Source organism: Undibacterium sp. GrIS 1.8, from assembly GCF_040544445.1.
Lineage (GTDB): Bacteria > Pseudomonadota > Gammaproteobacteria > Burkholderiales > Burkholderiaceae_D > Undibacterium.
Window position 1 is genome coordinate 37,564 of the sequence record NZ_JBEONQ010000010.1, and the last position, 20,087, is coordinate 57,650.

At 46.6% G+C, this 20,087-nt stretch carries 17 protein-coding genes; 8 read left to right on the plus strand and 9 right to left on the minus strand.

The window, feature by feature from the left end; all coding sequences use genetic code 11:
- Nucleotides 1–10 precede the first annotated feature (10 nt).
- Nucleotides 11–1,351, minus strand: a complete 1,341-nt coding sequence (gene aceF, locus AAKU64_RS06555; RefSeq protein ID WP_354333552.1) for a dihydrolipoyllysine-residue acetyltransferase — start codon at nt 1,349–1,351, stop codon at nt 11–13.
- 101 nt (nt 1,352–1,452) lie between these two features.
- Complete coding sequence (gene aceE, locus AAKU64_RS06560; protein ID WP_354361892.1) at nt 1,453–4,158, minus strand: pyruvate dehydrogenase (acetyl-transferring), homodimeric type; 2,706 nt, start codon at nt 4,156–4,158, stop codon at nt 1,453–1,455.
- A 299-nt stretch (nt 4,159–4,457) separates the two neighbouring features.
- Here aceE and AAKU64_RS06565 point away from each other — a divergent pair, with 299 nt between their 5' ends.
- Entirely contained in the window at nt 4,458–4,649 is a 192-nt protein-coding gene (locus tag AAKU64_RS06565) for a hypothetical protein (protein WP_354333548.1), read from the plus strand.
- 238 nt (nt 4,650–4,887) lie between these two features.
- Here AAKU64_RS06565 and AAKU64_RS06570 read toward each other — a convergent pair whose 3' ends face one another.
- The 4 genes from AAKU64_RS06570 to tagH all read right to left on the minus strand — a co-directional run bounded on the left by AAKU64_RS06570 (nt 4,888) and on the right by tagH (nt 9,230).
- Nucleotides 4,888–5,376, minus strand: a complete 489-nt coding sequence (locus tag AAKU64_RS06570; protein WP_354333546.1) for a TssQ family T6SS-associated lipoprotein — start codon at nt 5,374–5,376, stop codon at nt 4,888–4,890.
- Nucleotides 5,377–5,382: 6 nt separating this feature from the next.
- A complete protein-coding gene (locus AAKU64_RS06575; RefSeq protein WP_354361893.1) occupies nt 5,383–7,140 on the minus strand; it encodes a serine/threonine protein kinase in 1,758 nt (585 codons plus the stop codon).
- A gap of 62 nt (nt 7,141–7,202) precedes the next feature.
- Nucleotides 7,203–7,973, minus strand: coding sequence for a PP2C family protein-serine/threonine phosphatase (locus tag AAKU64_RS06580; RefSeq protein ID WP_354333543.1), 771 nt, complete (start codon nt 7,971–7,973; stop codon nt 7,203–7,205).
- Nucleotides 7,974–8,000: 27 nt separating this feature from the next.
- On the minus strand, nt 8,001–9,230 hold the full coding sequence (tagH, locus tag AAKU64_RS06585) for a type VI secretion system-associated FHA domain protein TagH (protein ID WP_354333541.1): 1,230 nt from the start codon (nt 9,228–9,230) through the stop codon (nt 8,001–8,003).
- Between the two features lie 285 nt (nt 9,231–9,515).
- Between tagH and AAKU64_RS06590 the strand changes: the two genes are divergently transcribed.
- The 7 genes from AAKU64_RS06590 to AAKU64_RS06620 all read left to right on the plus strand — a co-directional run bounded on the left by AAKU64_RS06590 (nt 9,516) and on the right by AAKU64_RS06620 (nt 16,602).
- A complete protein-coding gene (locus AAKU64_RS06590; protein WP_354333539.1) occupies nt 9,516–10,187 on the plus strand; it encodes a helix-turn-helix domain-containing protein in 672 nt (223 codons plus the stop codon).
- Nucleotides 10,188–10,520: 333 nt separating this feature from the next.
- On the plus strand, nt 10,521–11,366 hold the full coding sequence (gene folD / locus AAKU64_RS06595; protein WP_354333537.1) for a bifunctional methylenetetrahydrofolate dehydrogenase/methenyltetrahydrofolate cyclohydrolase FolD: 846 nt from the start codon (nt 10,521–10,523) through the stop codon (nt 11,364–11,366).
- A gap of 47 nt (nt 11,367–11,413) precedes the next feature.
- Nucleotides 11,414–13,471: a M3 family metallopeptidase gene (locus tag AAKU64_RS06600; protein ID WP_354361894.1), complete on the plus strand. Its 2,058-nt coding sequence runs from the start codon at nt 11,414–11,416 to the stop codon at nt 13,469–13,471.
- A gap of 26 nt (nt 13,472–13,497) precedes the next feature.
- Nucleotides 13,498–14,136, plus strand: a complete 639-nt coding sequence (locus tag AAKU64_RS06605) for a glutaredoxin family protein (protein WP_354333533.1) — start codon at nt 13,498–13,500, stop codon at nt 14,134–14,136.
- Nucleotides 14,137–14,222: 86 nt separating this feature from the next.
- Nucleotides 14,223–14,669 carry a DNA polymerase III subunit chi gene (locus tag AAKU64_RS06610; protein WP_354333876.1) on the plus strand — a complete coding sequence of 149 codons (447 nt, stop codon included), beginning with the start codon at nt 14,223–14,225 and terminating at the stop codon, nt 14,667–14,669.
- 60 nt (nt 14,670–14,729) lie between these two features.
- Nucleotides 14,730–15,134, plus strand: coding sequence for a DUF2486 family protein (locus AAKU64_RS06615; protein ID WP_354333878.1), 405 nt, complete (start codon nt 14,730–14,732; stop codon nt 15,132–15,134).
- 163 nt (nt 15,135–15,297) lie between these two features.
- Nucleotides 15,298–16,602: a D-amino acid dehydrogenase gene (locus AAKU64_RS06620; protein ID WP_322119164.1), complete on the plus strand. Its 1,305-nt coding sequence runs from the start codon at nt 15,298–15,300 to the stop codon at nt 16,600–16,602.
- Between the two features lie 183 nt (nt 16,603–16,785).
- Here the strand turns inward: AAKU64_RS06620 and yiaA are convergent, their stop codons facing one another.
- The 3 genes from yiaA to uvrB all read right to left on the minus strand — a co-directional run bounded on the left by yiaA (nt 16,786) and on the right by uvrB (nt 20,080).
- Nucleotides 16,786–17,208, minus strand: coding sequence for an inner membrane protein YiaA (gene yiaA / locus AAKU64_RS06625; RefSeq protein WP_354333880.1), 423 nt, complete (start codon nt 17,206–17,208; stop codon nt 16,786–16,788).
- A 175-nt stretch (nt 17,209–17,383) separates the two neighbouring features.
- Entirely contained in the window at nt 17,384–17,785 is a 402-nt protein-coding gene (locus AAKU64_RS06630) for a FlxA-like family protein (RefSeq protein ID WP_354333882.1), read from the minus strand.
- 180 nt (nt 17,786–17,965) lie between these two features.
- Nucleotides 17,966–20,080: an excinuclease ABC subunit UvrB gene (gene uvrB / locus AAKU64_RS06635; RefSeq protein ID WP_354361895.1), complete on the minus strand. Its 2,115-nt coding sequence runs from the start codon at nt 20,078–20,080 to the stop codon at nt 17,966–17,968.
- Between the last annotated feature and the right edge of the window lie 7 nt (nt 20,081–20,087).

The window sequence follows — 20,087 nt, forward strand, 5'->3', positions numbered from 1 at the left end:
TTTTCTCCGCTCACAGCAAGGTTTTACGCAGATCAGCCAAAACATCAGCTAAATACGCGGTGAACTTGGCAGCCATTGCGCCATCAATGACGCGATGATCGTAGGACAGGGATAAAGGCAACATCAAGCGTGGAATAAATTGCTTGCCGTCCCACACTGGTTTAATCGTCGATTTAGACAATCCCAAAATAGCCACTTCCGGTGCGTTGATGATAGGTGTAAATGCCGTACCACCAATCCCGCCCAAAGACGAAATCGTAAAAGTAGCACCTTGCATATCAGCAGGCTTCAGCTTGCCGTCACGCGCTTGTGCAGACAACTCACCCATCTCTACAGCGATTTGCGACAAAGTTTTTTGGTCTGCATTTTTAATCACAGGAACAACTAATCCGTTTGGCGTATCTGCGGCAAAACCGATGTTGTAATACTGTTTGAGTATCAGATTTTCACCCTTTGCATCCAAGGAAGCGTTGAAGGCTTTAAATTTCTTCAAAGCGGCGACACTGGCTTTGATGACAAAGGCCAGCATCGTCAACTTAACGCCAGACTTAACCAAGGCTTCGTTAGACGATTTGCGGAAATCTTCCAGGTCAGTAATGTCAGCTTCATCAAACTGCGTTACGTGCGGGATCATCACCCAGTTGCGATGCAAATTAGGGCCACTAAGTTTTTTGATGCGAGACAAGGGCAACAATTCGGTGCTACCAAATTTGCTGAAATCCAATGACGGCCAAGGCAACAAATCAAGACCGACACCACTGCCATTTTTTGCCGGAGCAGAAACAGCCGATACTGCTGTACTAGCAGCCATAATGCCTTTGACGAAGTTTTGCACGTCCAATTGCGAGATGCGACCCTTAGGGCCGCTACCTTGCACGCGCAAGAGATCAACGCCAAGTTCGCGCGCAAATTTTCGGATTGACGGTGATGCATGTGGTTTGCTGCCATCGGCATTGCTGACAGGAGTTGATGTTGTCGCTGTGCTAGCTGGTACCTCAACTACAGCGGCGGCAACTGCTGCTGGCGCTGGCGGGGGTGTTGATGCAACTGGAGCTACCGGTGCGGTTGCTGCTACTGGCGCAGCTGCCGGAGCAGTTACCGGAGCAAGATCACCAGACGCTTCAACCACAACGAGCAAAGAACCCTCTGCGACTTTGTCGCCGACTTTCACTTTAATTTCTGTCACTACGCCAGCGTGACTGGAGGGAATCTCCATACTAGCTTTGTCTGATTCGACTGTAATTAATGATTGATCAATCTTAATCGTGTCGCCAACCTTGACCATCAATTCAATCACTTCTACTTCTTTGAAATCGCCGATGTCCGGCACTTTGACTTCAATCGCACTCATAGTTTTCGCTCCGCGTAAATTATTTGAAAGAGGCGCATCATTTGCTGAGTGCGCCCTTCTTTGCTCATGCTTGCTTAGGTAAGTAAATTAACCCAGATAACTTACACAGTGACCGGATTAGGTTTGTCTGCGTTGATGCCGTACTTTTCAATAGCCTGGGCAACAACAGAGGCAGACAACACGCCTTCATCGGCCAAAGTTTTGAGTGCAGCGATCACCACGAAATAGCGATTAACCTCAAAGAATTCACGCAATTTTGCACGACTGTCAGAACGACCAAACCCATCCGTACCCAAGACTTTGTAGCTGCGACCTTTTGGAATGAACGCACGCACTTGTTCTGCAAAGGTACGCATGTAATCAGTAGAAACGATTACCGGACCTGTCGTATCTTTTAAGCATTGAGTAATGTGGGCTACACGTGGCTCTGCGGTTGGGTGCAACATATTCCAACGTTCTACATCCTGACCATCACGGGCTAATAAAGTAAAGCTTGGTGCAGACCAGACATCAGCCGCGATACCAAAATCATTTTGCAACAATTCTGCTGCAGCAATCACTTCACGCAAGATTGTGCCGGAGCCCATCAGTTGCACACGGTGCTTGGTCACGCTCTCGGATTTTTGCAACAGGTACAAACCTTTAATGATGCCTTCCTCTTGTCCCTCTTTCAGTCCCGGATGGCTGTAGTTCTCATTCATCAGAGTCAGGTAGTAAAACACGTCTTCCTGATTAGTGACCATACGGCGCAGACCATCATGCATGATGACGGCGACTTCATGTGCGAACGTCGGGTCGTAAGGTACGCAGTTAGGTATTGTCGAAGCTAGTACATGGCTGTGGCCGTCTTCATGCTGCAAACCTTCCCCGTTCAGAGTAGTACGGCCCGCTGTACCACCTAACAAGAAGCCGCGAGCGCGCATATCACCAGCTGCCCAGGCCAGATCGCCAATCCGTTGCAGACCAAACATCGAGTAGTAGGTATAAAACGGAATCATCACGCGGTTGTTGGTCGAATATGAGGTCGCAGCGGCGATCCATGAACTCATACCACCCGCTTCATTAATCCCTTCTTGCAAAATCTGACCAGCTTTATCTTCGCGGTAATACATCACCTGATCTTTATCGACTGGCTCATACAATTGACCAACCTGACTGAAGATACCGATCTGACGGAACAAGCCTTCCATACCAAACGTACGGGACTCATCAACCATAATAGGTACAACACGCGGACCTAAACTGGCATCGCGTAACAAGGCAGTCAAAATACGTACATAAGCAGCAGTAGTAGAAATCTCACGGCCTTCGGCAGTCGGTTCCAGCATCGCTTTAAATGCCGACAACTCAGGGACAATCAATTCTTCATCGGCTTTTTGACGACGTTGTGGCAAATAGCCGCCGAGCGCTTTACGACGGGCTTGCAGGTATTGCATTTCTGGCGTGTCGTCGGCAGGTTTGTAAAAAGGAATACCAGGCAAATCTGCATCAGCGATTGGGAGTTGGAAACGGTCGCGCATTGCTTTAATCGCTTCGTCATCCAGCTTTTTCGTGTTATGCGCGGTGTTACGCGCCTCACCTGATTTACCAAAGCCAAAGCCTTTAATACTCTTTGCCAAGATCACAGTCGGCTGACCTTTGTTATCTTGTGCGACTTTAAATGCGGCATAAATTTTGTGGGGATCATGTCCACCACGAGTCAGACGCCAGATGTCGTCATCTGACATTTTGCTGACCATTTCCAACAATTTTGGATGCTTGCCAAAGAAGTTAGCGCGGACATATGCACCATCTTTGGCTTTGTAATTTTGGTATTCGCCATCGACGGTTTCCATCATGACTTTTTGTAAGATGCCGTCTTTATCTTTAGCGAGCAACTCATCCCAGCCGCTGCCCCAAATCACTTTAACCACATTCCAGCCTGCGCCACGGAAATCTGATTCCAGCTCTTGAATAATCTTGCCGTTACCACGCACCGGGCCATCCAGACGTTGTAAATTACAGTTGACGACGATGACCAGATTGTCCAATTGCTCGCGGCCTGCCATACCAATCGCACCCATGGATTCTGGTTCGTCCATCTCACCATCGCCACAAAACGCCCAGACTTTACGCTTCTCGGTGTCAGCGATACCACGTGCATGCAGATACTTCAGGAAACGTGCCTGATAAATCGCCATCAAGGGACCAAGACCCATCGATACCGTCGGGAATTGCCAAAAATCTGGCATCAGTTTTGGATGCGGATAAGACGACAAACCTTTACCATCCACTTCGCGACGGAAATGGATCAGTTGATCTTCGGTTAAACGGCCTTCTAAAAAAGCACGGGCATAGATACCCGGCGATGAATGACCCTGAATGTACAGCAAATCGCCACCGTGATCTTCGGTTGGCGCGTGCCAAAAATGGTTGAAGCCAATACCCAACATATTCGCCAGTGAGGCAAAACTGGATAGATGACCACCCAGATCACCATCTACGCGATTGGCCTTGACGACCATCGCCATGGCGTTCCAACGCATCATAGAACGCAGACGCTCTTCAATTTCCAGATTGCCCGGGCAATGCTCACCAAGGTGCGCCGGGATCGTGTTGACATAAGCAGTGTTGCTGGAAAACGGAATATGCGCGCCACGGCGACGCGCCAGATCGACCATGCGCTCCATCAGATAATGCGCTCGCTCTGGCCCTTCTTTATCGATCACAGACTCCAGTGCATCAAGCCACTCAGAGGTTTCCATAACATCGGGATCATTGACGGCTTGCGCCAAAACTTGGTCGATCTGGGGTGAAGAAGTTGACATCTGCTGGGTCTCCTGATAGTGCGCTTTCGAAGCGAAGCGCGGTGGCGTATCGACAAATTAGTGCTTGTTTTTAAATCATAATAATTCTTTGCGAAGGTATTTTAACAGCAGTTTTTAATTTTTCAAATAGCGATATTTGATTTCATAATGTGATATTTTGGTTGCGGTGCAATATAATCCTTCTATGAAACTTCTGAATCTGAATTTTCTATGCACTCCGCAAGAAAAATGGAATTTTCGCCAAAAGACCGAGGCGTAACAAACCCAGATTTCCCATCAGACCGCTACCACTCCGTAGTTTGAAGCCGCCACCCAGATGGCATGCGGCGTTTAGGACATCATCATCGCCATATGTGTGCCAACGCTACAGCAACAATTGCACCTCTGCCGAGCCGCCTGGCGGCGGCGTCGCGTCTAGCCAACTCGCCAAAGGCACATTGGTCGCTATTCCAATAGAAAATCTGGATCAAATAGCGGTAAATACCGATTAAGAATAATTTGTCACGATCAGCTATTGAGTTTGCTTATGCGGCTGAAAAAGACAGACCACGACGAGCACTCATCCACTAGAAGAAATAATTTTGCTTACGGAGTGTGGTGGCTGATTAGCCGATTTTGAAATTTACCGAGACTTTGCGTCTGGAGGGAGCAGTATTACTGCTTCACGCGACTGCATTGACATGGATACAGACGGCTAAAAGGATCGTACTTGTGTTGGGGTGAATTATTTTATTTTGCTTTTTTAGCTTTTAAAAATACGGGTCCCCAGATAGGGTGACCGATTTCACTAGGCATCAAATCAAAAGTGGGATCAATCTTAAGTGCACGCTCAAATTGCTGGCGGCAAAGTTGCGTTCTGGAGGTGACACAGTAACTAAACGCCATCGTCTTTAATGCCTCTAGTTGAATAGCCTTGTTATGACCATTCCAGATTTCATTTGCATTACTTAGTCTCTTAATTGCCCCGTTGTAATCACCATCGTTATATAACGCCGCTCCGTCCTTTAAAGCCTGCACATCACCGCCTACAATTGGCACTACGGGAGTTGGTTCTACTGCTGTGGGTACGGGTGGCTGAGCAGGTTTTACTTCTCTGTTTTTTACCGCAGTTTTTTGAGGAGTTGTCAGTTTGGAGACACTTTCGCACCCTATCAATAGCATGCAAGAAAACGCAAGCGTACTTATGCAGAGATATTTAGACAGTTGATGGTTATTCATTGACATTTATTTAGCAGTAAACTCGTGCTCTATGGTAACTGAAGTGGCTGAATTATTTTTGCTAGTGTCCACCTCAGTAACAAAATCGGGGAACCCGGGATTGGTCACTCGAATCTTATGAATGCCTTTAGCCAATTTTAAATTCTTTAATGGTGGGCTGGCACCATTTTGAACGCCGTCTACAAACACCGTACCCCATGGCTTAATCGTTAATTTGACATTGAATTTACTAAGCGCCTTGTCTTGCACTAATGGGGCAGTCGTCTTAGCTAAGGTCTCAGATTGATTGAATTCATTGATGCGTGCCTGAGCTAACTCTGCGTATTTTCCATTCGGAAATTGCTGCAAAAATGTACTCACCGCTTGTTTTGATAAATTTGCATCAGCACTCAATTTATCCCAAGCTAATTTCTCGTGATTAATTTCAGGGAGCTTGTCGGTAACACTATCTTGGGGAATGGCGGATGAAAATTTTATATCGCTAGCGACTGCCGCTGGTTGAGGAGCAGTTGGAGCTGTGAGCGGCAAGGGTTTTGCGATAGAGTTTAATAAGGGTTTTACTGCGCGATGTTGCACAGAAAAATAAATACTAATATCAAGGAAAAAACACAGGCCTAAAGTACCGGCCAATATCTTGGATTTATTTTTTTTAATGATAGTAATTAACCTGGACTCACCGATTCCAGGAACGTCATCGACGCTAGCAGTGGCACTAGCTACGGCATTTTTGTAGGCGACATTTTTAATACTGGCAACTTTAGCAATCTGATCATTCGTTTCGCTTGTAAGATCAACATTGGCGCCCGATTTGCTTAAGCGAGAGGTTCGAGCGGAACCAAACGCGCTAATGCCTAATAAGCGCCGGAACTCGTCCACAGTCTGAGGGCGATCTTGTGGCTGTATAGCCAGCCCCTTATCGACTGCCATGAGAAATTTTGTACTAAAGCCAGGACGATCCTGATTTTGGAGATGGTTCAAAGTATCTTTAACGATGCGTGCTACTGAAATCGGAGGTGGCGTTTTCAGGATCGTAAAATACATTACCGCAGCTAGAGCATAAATATCTGTCCAAGGGCCTTGCTGCAAATCATCCTCATCCGAATACTGCTCAACCGGTGCGTAACCAGGCTTTAAAATAACGGTTAACCCTTGCGTCATATCGCCAATAATCTGGCGCGCAGAACCAAAGTCAAGCAACACAGCATCACCGTTTTTTTGTACGATAATATTATCCGGCGATACGTCACGATGCAGTATTTTGGCTTTATAAAGCGTATCCAATGCCTCCAGGATTTGCTTAAAAATAAATTTAAGCCATGCTTCTGTCACTAACTCTGGGCGCTGGTTTACGATTTCTTTCAACGTAAAGCCATCATAGTGCCGCATCACCATATACGCGGTTTTGTTCTCTTCCCAAAACCGGTACACTTTAACTAAAAACGGATGATCAAACTGCGCTAACAGGCGGGCTTCATTGATAAAGCTTTTTAATCCTGCGTCAAAGGTCTTCTTGTGACGCTCTACCCGCACAACCACACTAGAATCAGCCGCCCGGCTAGCTAATGCGCCTGGCATGTATTCCTTGATTGCGACAGTACGCTGAAGAGAGTGATCAAACGCCAAATAGACAATACCGAACCCACCCTCACCGAGAATACCAGTGATCTCAAAGTCGTTCAGTCGAGTGCCTACAGCCAGGCAATTCTGGACAACAGATTGAAGCGCCTCTGACTTTGCATTAGCGCGTATTTTTTCTATACTCAAGACTTACTCGGAAATAAAAATGTGTTCATTCTAAAATTAATACGCTTATACATTAGCCGCCCTTAGACCACTCTTTTCGAGTCATGTATGCAAATAGCAAAAGCCGAAAAATTATCTCTACTCGTTCTGCTAGCACTGGAAACCCGAATATTCTGTTCGGCTATTAAGTTCATCTGAGATAACCACGCATCGCAACTTTGTGCAGAGGACAGACTTTGCTCCATCTGGTTTTCGTTTACCCATTCCCAAAAACCGTCCGTACACAATAAAAATGCGTCGCCATCCTGCAAGTCAACCGCGTCCATTGTCACTTCGGGAAGACTGTCGCCCTCTGCACCGATAGCGGCAAATAACATGCTACGCTGAGGATGCTGGCGAAGCAAAGCGTAATCGGCGTAACCAGCATCGACCATTCTCTGTGCATAGCTGTGATCTTTTGAAATCGTTTTAATTTTTCCATCACGGAATAGATAAACTCTGGTGTCGCCTAAATGCGCCCATAGTGCACAACGATTACTCCTGTCGATCAAAATAGTAGCCACGGTCGCACTCATATTTTTTTGTTGAATGTTCCCCAGTTTTTTTTGAGCTACTTTCAGCATTGCCCAATCGACATAAGAACGCAAAGCACGTGGACTGAACGATGCTTCCTGCACAAATTTTTCTGTGATGCATTCAGTCACAAGATTGGCAGCAACCTCACCGCCCTCATGACCACCGGTACCATCGGCTAATACAAAACAGGCCAAGTCGTCCTCGAGCGCACTGGCGAGAGCGTCTTGATTAGTTTGTCTATTACCAATCGCCGTAATTTGAGCTATCTCCAGATGCATCTTTACGTCATCTCATAGAAATATTTATTATGCATCTGGCGAGTCGTGTTTTACTCGTTCAACTTCGTTCTCGTAGGCAGCTAAAAATTCTTTACCAAATAAGGACTGAAACTCATCTTTGGATTCTAATGAGATACGATCAAATAGTTCGGAAAAATGATCCCACATCTCAGCTTTACGGCGTGCTGGGTTGAGACTGTCCAAAAAGCTTGGCGCTTTTAAATGTTTTTCAAATCCGGCTGGATGAAGTTTATGCAACAGGCTTTCCATTGCTGCCTTCATTCCTGCGACGACACCTAGCTGGTGGGCGCGCAAATCGAGGAAAGCATCTTCCATTGCCTCCGCTGGCGCCATAAAACCCGGCATTTTTTTCCGCAACATCTGGGTCAATACCGTCTGGCTATCAGGGAAAAACTTTAAGGGATTATTTTTTCGTAAAACCACCATCGTTACTTCGGCATTCACTTCTCGTTTGACTAGCGCCCGCTGAGCAATTAGTCCCATCGTGCCTTGTACGGAAGTTGCAACAAGTTTGCCTAAGATTTCCATCAACTCGGGTGTTAAACCCGAGGACAGATTGAGCGAGGGAAGACCCGCACCATTTAAAAATGCTTGTAGCAAATCAGCACTGTCTGCCACAGGTTTCTGCATATCAGTTGTTGCCGCCGCAGATGCTTGCTTCTGCGTAGGCTGCGACGCGTCTGTCTGGCTCGTCGGTAGCTCTTGCAAGGTGACGACATTTTCTGCTTCTACAGAAGTAGCTTCTGCGCGTAACAAAAATTGCGGTGGTTGAATCAGAGTTTTTGTAGCATTAGCCATTGGATTAATAGTCATTGGCGTTGCTTTGGCGGGCAGTGGCAAACTTACTTTCGTATCTGCTGATTTCGCGAGTTCAGATACATCAGGCAAGGGGTCAGGTAAATTCGCTGGTACTTGTGCCCCCTCTGTAGAGACAACACTCAATATGTACAGGCCAATTTGAATCTGATCACCAGCGTAGATTTTGTGTGCCTGCTCTGCCGCGATTTCTGTTCCATTGATAAGTATCGGATTAGCCAAACTGAGGTTAATCAATTGATGCTGATCTCCATTGCTCCAAACTTTTGCTTGAATTCGGGAGACAAAATGTTTAGGGTCAGGCAAAACCAGAAAATTATCGTCACTACGCCCTACTGTTCCTTGTTCCTCGCCAAAAATAGCGGAAATCGGACTGAGTGGCGCTTCATTATTATAAGAATCGACGGTAATTTTTATCATTGATAGCACTCCAAAAAAACAAAGCTAAGACTCAACTAAAACCCAACTAAGACTCCAGCATCTACAACACCATTATTGTCAAGAGAAGCTGATTTAAATAAGCTAATCTGTCAATTGTGGCCGGACACTGGCTGTACTTTTCCGACAAACTTATTGAGCTAAGCACTTGAGCTTGACCGTCCCCTAGTCAGAAACTATTTCTGACGCGCAACACAAAATCGGCCTCGCTCAATGTATTGCCATAGAGTACGGCAGCTTACCCGATTCTTTTAAAATCAGCGACAAATGCAGCGTAAAGTCTCCGGATTAAATGACGTTTCCTGGAGACAGCGTCTACTTCTTCCCAATCAAGATACTGAAGTTGAGGAAAGATCCTTGCTTGATGCTATAGTTGGCATGCACTTTGATCAAAATGTCATCTATTTATGTGAGGGTTTGATGAGTAAGTCAGTATCAGGTGAACCAGTTCCACCAGAAGTAACGGGAACTTTTCACTATCAAGAATTAATAGAGTCAAGATTAGGAACGCCAATTGCGACAGAGTTATCTAATGCTGATGCCGAAAAATTAGCATCGTCGCCTGGCGCAAAACTAGCAGCCGCCAGAAATGCCTTGGGTTGGTCAGTTCCACAAGTTGCATCACAATTGAAAATGGCTCCCCGCCAAATAATTTCAATTGAGGCGGATGATTACGCATCCCTACCAGAGCCCGCAATTGTGCGGGGCTTTATCCGTGCGTATGCCAAACTACTAAAACTCGATCCTGTCCCTATCATCACTTTAATTAAAATTGATTCTGACGAAAAGAGACAGAAATTATCCACCGATCGCAGAGCATCGATGTCGCGTGTCAGATTGAAAACAGCGAATGAAAAAAAGGGCCGTCCTCTGCTTAAGTTTGTCTTGGGCCTATTAGTACTAGGAATCGTGGCTCTGGTATGGATGGTTTACCGCTAGCAGCAATATACTCCCCATTTTTTTAGGGAAATATATCCTACCGACCAATACTTAATTGGACAATCAAAATATACTGCCTAGGTGTATATTATAAAATCCAATTAAATATTGAACAGTTATACGAAGGTGCGACGCACGACACACTGCACTCTTCGTCATTCAATTTTAGGATAGCATCCCGAACTTTTGTCTTGAATCAGGCAGATCACTATCGCTCGCAAGCTAGTTATCTAAGCTGGGATTATTCCAATGGAGGCGATACGCCCTATTGTTCTCCAGCTACCCAGCGCATAATTTATAATCTTGGCTTGATCTTCTTTTGCAAAGCCCACCATGACAGCCCATATCATCAGCGGAACACAGCTATCTCAACAAATTCGTGCCGAAGTGACCCAACGCGCCGCAGCACTTACAGCGCAAGGCAAACAACCCGGTTTGGCGGTGATTTTGGTGGGTGAAAATCCGGCGTCGCAAGTATATGTACGCAACAAAGTCAAAGCCTGTGAGGACTGCGGCTTTTATTCTGTGCTGGAAAAATACGACGCAGACCTGAGCGAAACCGCCCTGCTCGCGCACATCGCGAGACTGAACAATGACAGCAAGATCAACGGTATTTTGGTGCAGTTACCTTTGCCAGCCCATATTGATGCGAATAAAGTGATTGAAGCGATTGCAGCGGAAAAAGATGTAGACGGATTTCATATCAGTAATGCAGGCCTGCTGATGACGGGGCAACCGCTGTTCCGTCCTTGCACACCTTATGGTGTGATGAAAATGTTGGAATCAATCGACTACCCTATCCGCGGTGCCAATGCCGTGGTGGTAGGTGCATCCAATATTGTCGGTAAACCGCAGGCAATGTTGCTCTTGCAAGCAGGTGCTACTGTCACCATCTGCAATTCTAAGACACGCGATTTAGGCGCCCATACGCGCAACGCCGATATTTTGGTGGTCGCCACTGGCAAACGGAACATCGTGACTGCTGATATGGTCAAACCCGGTGCAGTGGTGTTGGATGTGGGGATGAATCGCGATGACGAAGGCAAATTATGTGGTGACGTTGATTACCTTAATGTCAAAGAGGTCGCTGGCTACATCACTCCAGTCCCTGGCGGTGTTGGCCCGATGACGATTACGATGTTACTGGTCAACACGATAGAAGCTGCAGAACGACTTTAAGAACTCCTCAAGAATTTAAACGAATTTACCAGCTGACTGGAACAACAATGACGCAACAAAATCCCCTGCTTGACTTTAGCGATTTACCACGCTTCGATGCCATCAAACCTGAGCATATAGCGCCAGCGATTGCGGTCTTATTGGAAGAAAATCGTGCCGTCGTCGCACAACTGGAGGCGGCAACAGATCCCGTCACATGGGAAAATTTTGTTGAGCCTTTGGAAAACGCCACCGAAAAACTCGGTCGCGCCTGGGGCATTGTTAGTCACCTTAACGGCGTCGCAGATACACCAGAACTACGTGCTGCGTATAACGAGAATCAGCCCATCATCACGGAGTTTTGGACCGCTCTGGGTCAAAATCTTGCGTTGTTCGACAAGTACAAAGCCTTGCAAGCCAGTCCGGAATTTGCGCACTTTACGCCGGCGCGACAAACTATCGTCAACAACGCTGTGCGCGATTTCCGTCTGGGTGGTGCAGAATTATCGGACGATAAAAAAGTCCGCTATGCAGAAGTACAAGAAAAACATGCCGCTCTCTCTACTAAGTTTTCAGAAAACGTACTAGATGCAACTAATGACTACGGTTTGTTCATCGATAATCTGGATGAGCTAAAAGGTTTGCCAGACGATGTTTTACAAGCGGCAAAATCCGCTGCTGAAAAAGACGGTAAGCCGGGTTATAAATTTACGCTGCATTTCCCGTCCTATTTCCCACTCCTGCAATACGCAGATAATCGTGCCCTGCGCGAAACGATCTACCGCGCCAATGCAACCAAGGCATCTGAGTTAGGCAGCAATCCTGAGTGGGACAACACTGCGATCATCACCGAATTGCTAGCCTTGCGCCAGGAAGAAGCTAATTTGCTGGGCTATCACAATTTTGCTGAAGTATCACTGGTGGCCAAGATGGCGGAAACGCCAGCGCAGGTAAGTCATTTCTTATTAGATCTGGCGAACCGCGCCCGCCCTTTTGCAGAAAAAGATTTGGCAGAGTTGCGCAGTTTTGCTAAAGATCAATTAGGTATCGATGATTTGCAATCCTGGGACACCACTTACGCTTCAGAAAAACTGCGCGAACAACGCTATGCCTTTTCTGAGCAAGAATTAAAACAATATTTCCCTGAGCAGCAAGTCGTCGCCGGCTTGTTCAATGTGATCGAAACCTTGTTTGCAGTAGAAATTCGTCTAGACAGTGCGCCAAGCTGGCATCCTGATGTCAAGTTTTATCGGATAGAAAAAGCTGGCAAACTCGTCGGACAGTTCTACCTCGATTTATATGCACGCAGCGGCAAACGTGGCGGCGCCTGGATGGATGATGCACGTGGCCGACGCCGTACTGCGACCGGTATACAGACGCCAGTTGCTTATCTGACCTGCAATTTTAGCGAACCAGTCACGACTAACGGTGTGACCAAACCTGCCCTGTTCACGCATGATGAAGTGATTACACTGTTCCATGAATTTGGTCATGGGCTGCATCATTTATTGACGCAAGTCGAAGAATTATCCGTATCGGGCATCTCTGGCGTGGAGTGGGATGCGGTCGAATTACCATCTCAGTTTATGGAAAACTTCTGCTGGGAATGGGATGTTCTGCAAGGGATGACAGCCCACGCGGAATCGGGTGAGCCATTGCCGCGTGCGCTGTACGACAAAATGATTGCTGCAAAAAACTTCCAGTCAGGTATGCAGACCTTGCGTCAGGTTGAGTTTTCTTTATTTGATATGCGTCTGCATGATGCCATTGAGTCCGGTCAGAATGTGCAAGCGATTGCAGATGCGGTAAGAGCACAAGTGTCGGTCTTCAATCCACCTGCGTTTAACCGCTTTCAGCATTCTTTCAGCCATATCTTTGCAGGCGGCTATGCAGCGGGTTATTTCAGCTATAAATGGGCAGAGGTCTTGTCTGCCGATGCATATGCCGCATTTGAAGAGGCTAGCATAGCGGAAGGCAGTACACTGTCACGTGTAGTAGGACAACAATTTCAGTCACAAGTATTAGAAGTCGGTGGCTCCCGCCCAGCCCTGGAGTCTTTTAAAGCGTTCCGTGGCAGAGAGCCTGCTATTGACGCGCTATTGCGCCACAGCGGCATGGCTGCCTGACGTTTATAGAGAACACGGAGAATATAATGAAACAGCAAATATCAATACGTACCCGCCTCTTGCTAATCGGCACAGTGGTAGGTGTATTCGCTATGGGCAGCGCCCAGGCGCAGTTGTATAAGTGGGTCGGTGCTGATGGCAAAGTCACTTATAGCGACGTACCGCCGCCACCGTCTGTGAAGCAATTACAAACCAGATCATTTGACAGCGGCGAACCTGCAAGTAATTTGCCGCCTGAGTTAGCAGCCGCGGTAGTAAAAAATCCTGTCATTCTGTACACGAGTTCTGATTGCAGTCCTTGTGATGAGGGACGCACTTTCTTGAAAGCTAACGGTATTCCTTTTAAAGAAAAAACCGTTAATTCGGATGAAGATGCAAAAAAACTCAAGCAAGTTAGTGGCGATAATCAACTACCGTTTTTAATCATTAACAGTAGTAGATTCAAAGGTTTGAATACCACCGAATGGCGTACCGCGCTGAGTAACGCTGGCTACCCAGAAACCAATAAGCTGCCAAAAGATTACAAATACTCAACGGCAGAGGCAGCTGCGCCGGTGCCAGCAACGGCACCTAAAGATGCTAGTAATAATGGAGATAGCGACAAAGTAAGACAAAAAAAACTGCCGCCAGCCAACCCTAATAATGACGGTGGCTTCCGTTTTTAAGCTGAGTTTTTAAGTTTTTTTATTAGCCTTGCTTGCTTAAAAATAAAATAATTAAAAATAAAATAAAAACAAACTTAAAGATCAAAATGATGCGGATTGATTTCCATAGCAATGTACCCGATAAGCTCAACTACGCATGCCGCCTGATCCGTAAGGCCAGAGCGGCAAATTGTAAGGTGGTGGTATTTGATAGCAACCGGGCACAATTAGATGCGCTGAATAGTGCGCTATGGACGTTTTCAGAAATCGACTTTTTACCGCATGTGATGCAGGACGATGCACTGGCGACTCATACACCAGTGATCTTGACGGATGACGACACAGCGATATTTCCGCATCATCAGTTATTGATTAACTTAACGGCAACTACACCCAGCCATTTTGATCAGTTTGAACGCATGATAGAAATCATCGCAACGGACGATGCCGCCACCACCGCAGGACGGGAGCGTTATCGCTTTTATCAGCAACAAGGACATACTTTATCCCACACTAATGCCAATGCGCCTAACGGCGCTGCAAAAGTAAAGTAATTAAGTACAGCAGAGTAAGCTAAGTTATTCCCCACAGCCCTTCATAAGTTATCACGTCAAATGAGCAATCAAATCGATGCCAGTATTCCGGTACTTACCGAAATTATTCAACCCGGCACGCAATTCTCCCCGGCAGTCGCCTCTGGCACTGCGACGATAGCTGCGCCAGTCAACCAGATTACTGGGTCAGACGCAGTATCGAACACAGCACCAACAGCAATGCAACTCAGCGAAGAAGACTGGCAAAAGCTAGAGCAAACCTTAAGAGAAAATGTATTACGTCAGGTGTTATCAAGAGTGGATTTTGTGCTGGAGCATCGTGTACGCGATAGTCTCGCTGATGTATTACAAACCGCCGTCGAGAGCCTGGCAATCGAAATTCGTGGTGGTTTACACAAGACAATGGAAGAAGTAATCACCCGCGCAGTGACACAAGAGATCACTAAAGTCAAAATTACAAAATAAAAAATAATTTTCTATTATTTTTGTTTTATAAACACAATTCAAAAAATTACTTTTAAAAATAAAAACATTTACCCTCTGATTGATTGCATTAATAATCAATAACTTTCTACAATCTCGCTATCGCGAATTCCTCGCAAAACTGTCGCTCTAGGAGATTCTCCCCATGAAAGTTATCGTTCTCGGCTCTGGCATTATCGGCACCTCTTCTGCCTGGTTTCTCAAAAAGCAAGGTCATGATGTTACTGTGATCGAGCGTCAACCCGGTGCGGCACAAGAGACCAGTTTTGCCAACGGCTGCCAGATCTCTGTCTCTCACGCCGAACCTTGGGCGAATCCTTCAGCACCACTCAAAGTCTTAAAATGGTTAGGCAAAGAAGACGCGCCTTTATTGTTCCGTCCACGCGCAGAATGGTTGCAATGGCTCTGGGGCATGAGTTTTTTACGCGAATGTACGCCTGGACGCACAGCAGATAACATCCGCCAGATCGTTGCGATTTCTGAATATAGCCGTCAAACCTTGCAAGCAGTTCGTGCTGAAACAGGCATCGACTACGACTGTCTAACCAAAGGTATTTTGCATTTTTATACCGATAAAAAAGAATTTGATGACTCCTTACCAGCCGCAAAATTGATGCGCGATCTCGGTTGTCAGCGTGATTCAATCGGCGCAGACGAAGTCGTACGCATCGAGCCAGCACTTGCCAGTATCCGGGACAAAATCGTCGGCGGCGATTACACAGAGACCGATGAGTCCGGCGATGTCTATAAATTTACCAGTGGCTTAGCCAAAAAAGCTGCCGAAGCAGGTGTCGATTTCCAATTCAATACTAGCGTCACCCGCTTGCTGACTGAGGGCAGCGGCTCATCGGCTAAAGTTGTCGGCGTCGAAGTCATTGATGCAGAAGGCCGCCATAAAGTCTTGCGCGCGGATTCTTTTGTAATGGCAATGGGCAGCTTCTCGCAGCCATTGTTAAAGCCTTTGGGCGTCAATCTGATGATTTATCCAGGCAAAGGCTATTCCGCTACCTACCAGATCACCAATCCTGACGAAGCACCGACGGTTTCGCTGACTGATGACGGCTATAAATTAGTTGTGTCACGCCTGGGTGACCGTTTGCGCGTTGCCGGCACTTGCGAGGTCAACGGCTATGGACGTGATTTAAATACGGCTCGTTGCGAAGCGATTACCCGCCGCACCCGCGAGTTATTTCCGAACGCCTGCGACTACGAGAACCCAACCTACTGGACTGGTTTGCGTCCGTTGACACCATCCAATGTGCCATACATCGGCAAGACCAAATACAGCAATCTTTACCTCAACACAGGTCATGGCACTTTGGGTTGGACAATGGGTGCCGGATCAGGTCGCGCGATTGCAGATATCGTTTCCGGACACTACCCTGAAGTTGATTTTGCATTCACTGGCATCGCCAGACGCAACCCAGGCAGAATATTATTGCCAGCTTAAACCTGGTAAATAACCGCATAAGCCAGTAAACAAATCTATGCAGCAGAGGCTTCTAGCGCAACATTTAAAGATCCAATCATTCTGAGGCTCCCAGACCATTTTTAGCCTGGAGCCCGCAGAATGATTGGACGATCAAAATTCAATTTTTCAGTATGTTTTGCTATTGATGTTAGTCAATCAAGATCAGTTTTCTGGATAACTACCATCGTCTTTTAGCATAGAAAGATCGCGTACATTCTTCTGTACTGCTACTGCAGCAAACAAACTCAGCAAAAATGCCATCGCGTAAAAACCCTTCTCGCTAGCGGCTAGCGTGGCATTAAATAAACCAACTGCCAACAACAAAATTGCTAGCCCGGTGGATACCCAGCATAAGCCAAAATAGATGCCAGTAACGGGAATGTCCTCCATACGGTCGCGGACGGATTTCTGCAAGGACACGGCAGAAAATAAGCCGTACATGAAGATGGTGAAGTAATAGCCTTTTTCATTCAACTGCATGCTGGCATTCCATAAGCCGACCATGAATGTAATGGCACCGACCAGCAGCGCGAGCCAAGATGCCCCGATGAAAGCATTACTTGGTTTGTGGGTTTGTGGCTTCACTGCATTCTCCTTTGAAATGGGTTTGAGCAGCAATATAGCGTATCGTTTAAGAGCTCACAATGTTTACTGGGGCTTCAACAATGCCACCAATGCAGGGTTGCAGATTGCTGACACTCCTGCATAGTATTAGGTGGAGTTTTATTCTGCTCAAAACAGCGCAGTTGGGCTTTGGCGACTATGCAAGTGTATTGATATTGCCGCCGATAACGGGATTCGCAATGCTTAAGCTTGGCGGAGTGACCGTGCGATTCTCTATTGCTGGAGCGATGGTCAAATCCTTGGTGATGCTATTATTTTCTTTAGAACGACTGGTTTTGGGGAGAGGCGTTTGCTGACTTGCATTGACGCTGTTGACCTGATCAATACGCGCCCTGACCTGACTAATTTTGCTAGACACCGATTGAATTTGCACTTTGCCTTCTATCGTTTTGGACGACGCGCAATTTACACAATCAGATAGCTGTTGCTGATACCTGGCAAGCTGCGCCTGAAGACTGGCAAGCGCCGAAGCGGCATTGCCCGGATTAGCGGCACTACTTCCGCCAATGATTGCAGATGATGTTATCGCCTGTACCATGCTTCACCTTCGTCCTTGCTAATATCAATTGCAACTCGTATTTAGCTAAGTCGAAGGAATAGCGGAAACCTTACATAAAATACAGATTTTGACCGTCCAATAAAAATGCGGCTCCTAGGCCTTTTTTGCCTTGGGAGCCGCATTATTATTGGACGATGAAAAAATGGAAATTTCCAACTACTACTTATTCGCTAACGACAACACATTATCACTGCCGCCCGCGCCGAATACTTGCGCTTTCAGATGCGCTAATTGATCACGTACCTGGGCCGCTTTTTCAAACTCCAGATTTTTGGCGTGATCGAGCATGAGTTTTTCCAAGCGCTTTATTTCTCTGCTAATTTGCTTCTCACTCATGACTTCATAGCGTGCATGCTCTTGTGCAGCTTCTAGCTCTTGCTTGGCTTCTTGTTGGCTGTAGACGCCATCAATTAAATCTTTAATCTGTTTTTTAATGCCGATAGGCGTGATGTTATTCGCCAAATTAAACGCAACTTGTTTAGTGCGCCGACGTTCAGTCTCATCAATGGCGCGACGCATAGATTCAGTAATTTTATCGCCGTATAAAATTGCCATCCCGTTTAAATTACGTGCAGCACGGCCTATGGTTTGAATCAGGCTACGCTCCGACCGCAGGAAGCCTTCCTTGTCGGCATCCAAGATCGCCACCAAAGACACTTCTGGAATATCCAGACCTTCTCGTAAAAGGTTAATGCCGACCAGCACATCGAAGGTACCCAAACGTAGATCACGGATAATTTCTACCCGCTCTACCGTATCAATATCGCTGTGTAAATAACGTACTTTGATGCCATTGTCCGCCAAAAAATCGGTCAATTGCTCGGACATTCGCTTGGTCAATGTCGTGACCAAGACACGCTCATTTTTCTGTACACGAATCGTAATCTCGTTCATCAGATCATCGACTTGCGTTAATGCCGGACGCACTTCAATCAGCGGATCGACCAAGCCTGTAGGTCGTACTACTTGCTCAACAACCTGATCGGCATGCTGCTTTTCATATTCTGCCGGTGTGGCTGACACAAAAATGGTTTGCCGCATTTTGCTCTCAAATTCTGCAAACTTGAGCGGACGATTATCTAGCGCGGACGGCAGCCGGAAACCATAATCAACCAGATTTGTTTTTCGCGCTCTGTCGCCGTTATACATGCCGTTTAACTGTCCGGTCAGTACATGTGACTCATCTAAAAACATGAGCGCGTCTGCGGGTAAATAATCCACCAGTGTCGGCGGTGGATCTCCGGCTTTAGCACCGCTTAAATGGCGTGAATAGTTTTCAATACCTTTAGTAAAACCGATCTCGGACATCATCTCTAAATCAAAACGTGTGCGTTGTTCTATCCGCTGCTCTTCAATCAGCTTATTCTCTTTACGGAAAAATTCTAAGCGTTCACGTAGCTCGATTTTGATGGTTTCTACTGCGCGCAATACGGTCTCGCGCGGGGTCACATAATGCGAACTGGGATAGACAGTAAAGCGTGGAATTTTTTGTTTTACGCGGCCGGTCAGCGGATCAAATAATTGGAGATTTTCGATCTCATCATCAAACATTTCTACCCGTACTGCTAGTTCAGCATGTTCTGCCGGGAAGATATCAATCGTATCGCCACGCACCCGGAATGTACCGCGACCGAAATCAATTTCATTCCTGGTGTATTGCATCTGAATCAGGCGCGCAATCAAATCCCGCTGGCTGACTTTGTCTTTCGCACGCAAGATCAAAATCATCTTGTGATATTCGCTAGGATTACCGATACCGTAAATCGCAGAGACGGTCGCGACGATAATCACGTCGCGCCGCTCCATCAGTGACTTGGTACAAGACAAGCGCATTTGCTCAATATGTTCGTTGATCGCAGAATCTTTTTCGATAAATAAATCACGCTGTGGGACATACGCTTCCGGCTGATAATAATCGTAGTAGCTGACGAAATACTCCACGGCATTACGCGGAAAAAATTCGCGGAACTCGCTGTACAACTGCGCCGCCAGGGTTTTGTTAGGTGCAAAAATAATCGCAGGCCGGCCGCTTTGCGCGATCACATTTGCCATCGTATAAGTTTTGCCAGAACCGGTTACCCCAAGCAAAGTCTGGAAAAACAAACCGTCATTAATCCCTTCCAGCAACTTGGCAATCGCAGCCGGTTGATCGCCCGCCGGAGGAAAAGGCTGAAATAGCTCGAACTGAGAATCCGGAAAAGTGACGAACTTGCCTTCCGGCGGATTATTGGTATTGCTATTATTTTCAGCAGAAATTATCGATGTTACAGGCATGACGCAC

Excerpts from the sequence above, each read along its gene's own strand:
- AAKU64_RS06570 (WP_354333546.1), bottom strand. The coding sequence starts at position 5,376 with ATGAATAACCATCAACTGTCTAAATATCTCTGCATAAGTACGCTTGCG.
- AAKU64_RS06620 (WP_322119164.1), top strand. The coding sequence starts at position 15,298 with ATGAAAGTTATCGTTCTCGGCTCTGGCATTATCGGCACCTCTTCTGCC.
- uvrB (WP_354361895.1), bottom strand. The coding sequence starts at position 20,080 with ATGCCTGTAACATCGATAATTTCTGCTGAAAATAATAGCAATACCAAT.
- AAKU64_RS06590 (WP_354333539.1), top strand. The coding sequence starts at position 9,516 with ATGCAGCGTAAAGTCTCCGGATTAAATGACGTTTCCTGGAGACAGCGT.
- AAKU64_RS06600 (WP_354361894.1), top strand. The coding sequence starts at position 11,414 with ATGACGCAACAAAATCCCCTGCTTGACTTTAGCGATTTACCACGCTTC.
- aceE (WP_354361892.1), bottom strand. The coding sequence starts at position 4,158 with ATGTCAACTTCTTCACCCCAGATCGACCAAGTTTTGGCGCAAGCCGTC.
- AAKU64_RS06615 (WP_354333878.1), top strand. The coding sequence starts at position 14,730 with ATGAGCAATCAAATCGATGCCAGTATTCCGGTACTTACCGAAATTATT.
- AAKU64_RS06605 (WP_354333533.1), top strand. The coding sequence starts at position 13,498 with ATGAAACAGCAAATATCAATACGTACCCGCCTCTTGCTAATCGGCACA.
- AAKU64_RS06610 (WP_354333876.1), top strand. The coding sequence starts at position 14,223 with ATGATGCGGATTGATTTCCATAGCAATGTACCCGATAAGCTCAACTAC.
- AAKU64_RS06630 (WP_354333882.1), bottom strand. The coding sequence starts at position 17,785 with ATGGTACAGGCGATAACATCATCTGCAATCATTGGCGGAAGTAGTGCC.
- aceF (WP_354333552.1), bottom strand. The coding sequence starts at position 1,351 with ATGAGTGCGATTGAAGTCAAAGTGCCGGACATCGGCGATTTCAAAGAA.
- tagH (WP_354333541.1), bottom strand. The coding sequence starts at position 9,230 with ATGATAAAAATTACCGTCGATTCTTATAATAATGAAGCGCCACTCAGT.
- folD (WP_354333537.1), top strand. The coding sequence starts at position 10,521 with ATGACAGCCCATATCATCAGCGGAACACAGCTATCTCAACAAATTCGT.
- AAKU64_RS06580 (WP_354333543.1), bottom strand. The coding sequence starts at position 7,973 with ATGCATCTGGAGATAGCTCAAATTACGGCGATTGGTAATAGACAAACT.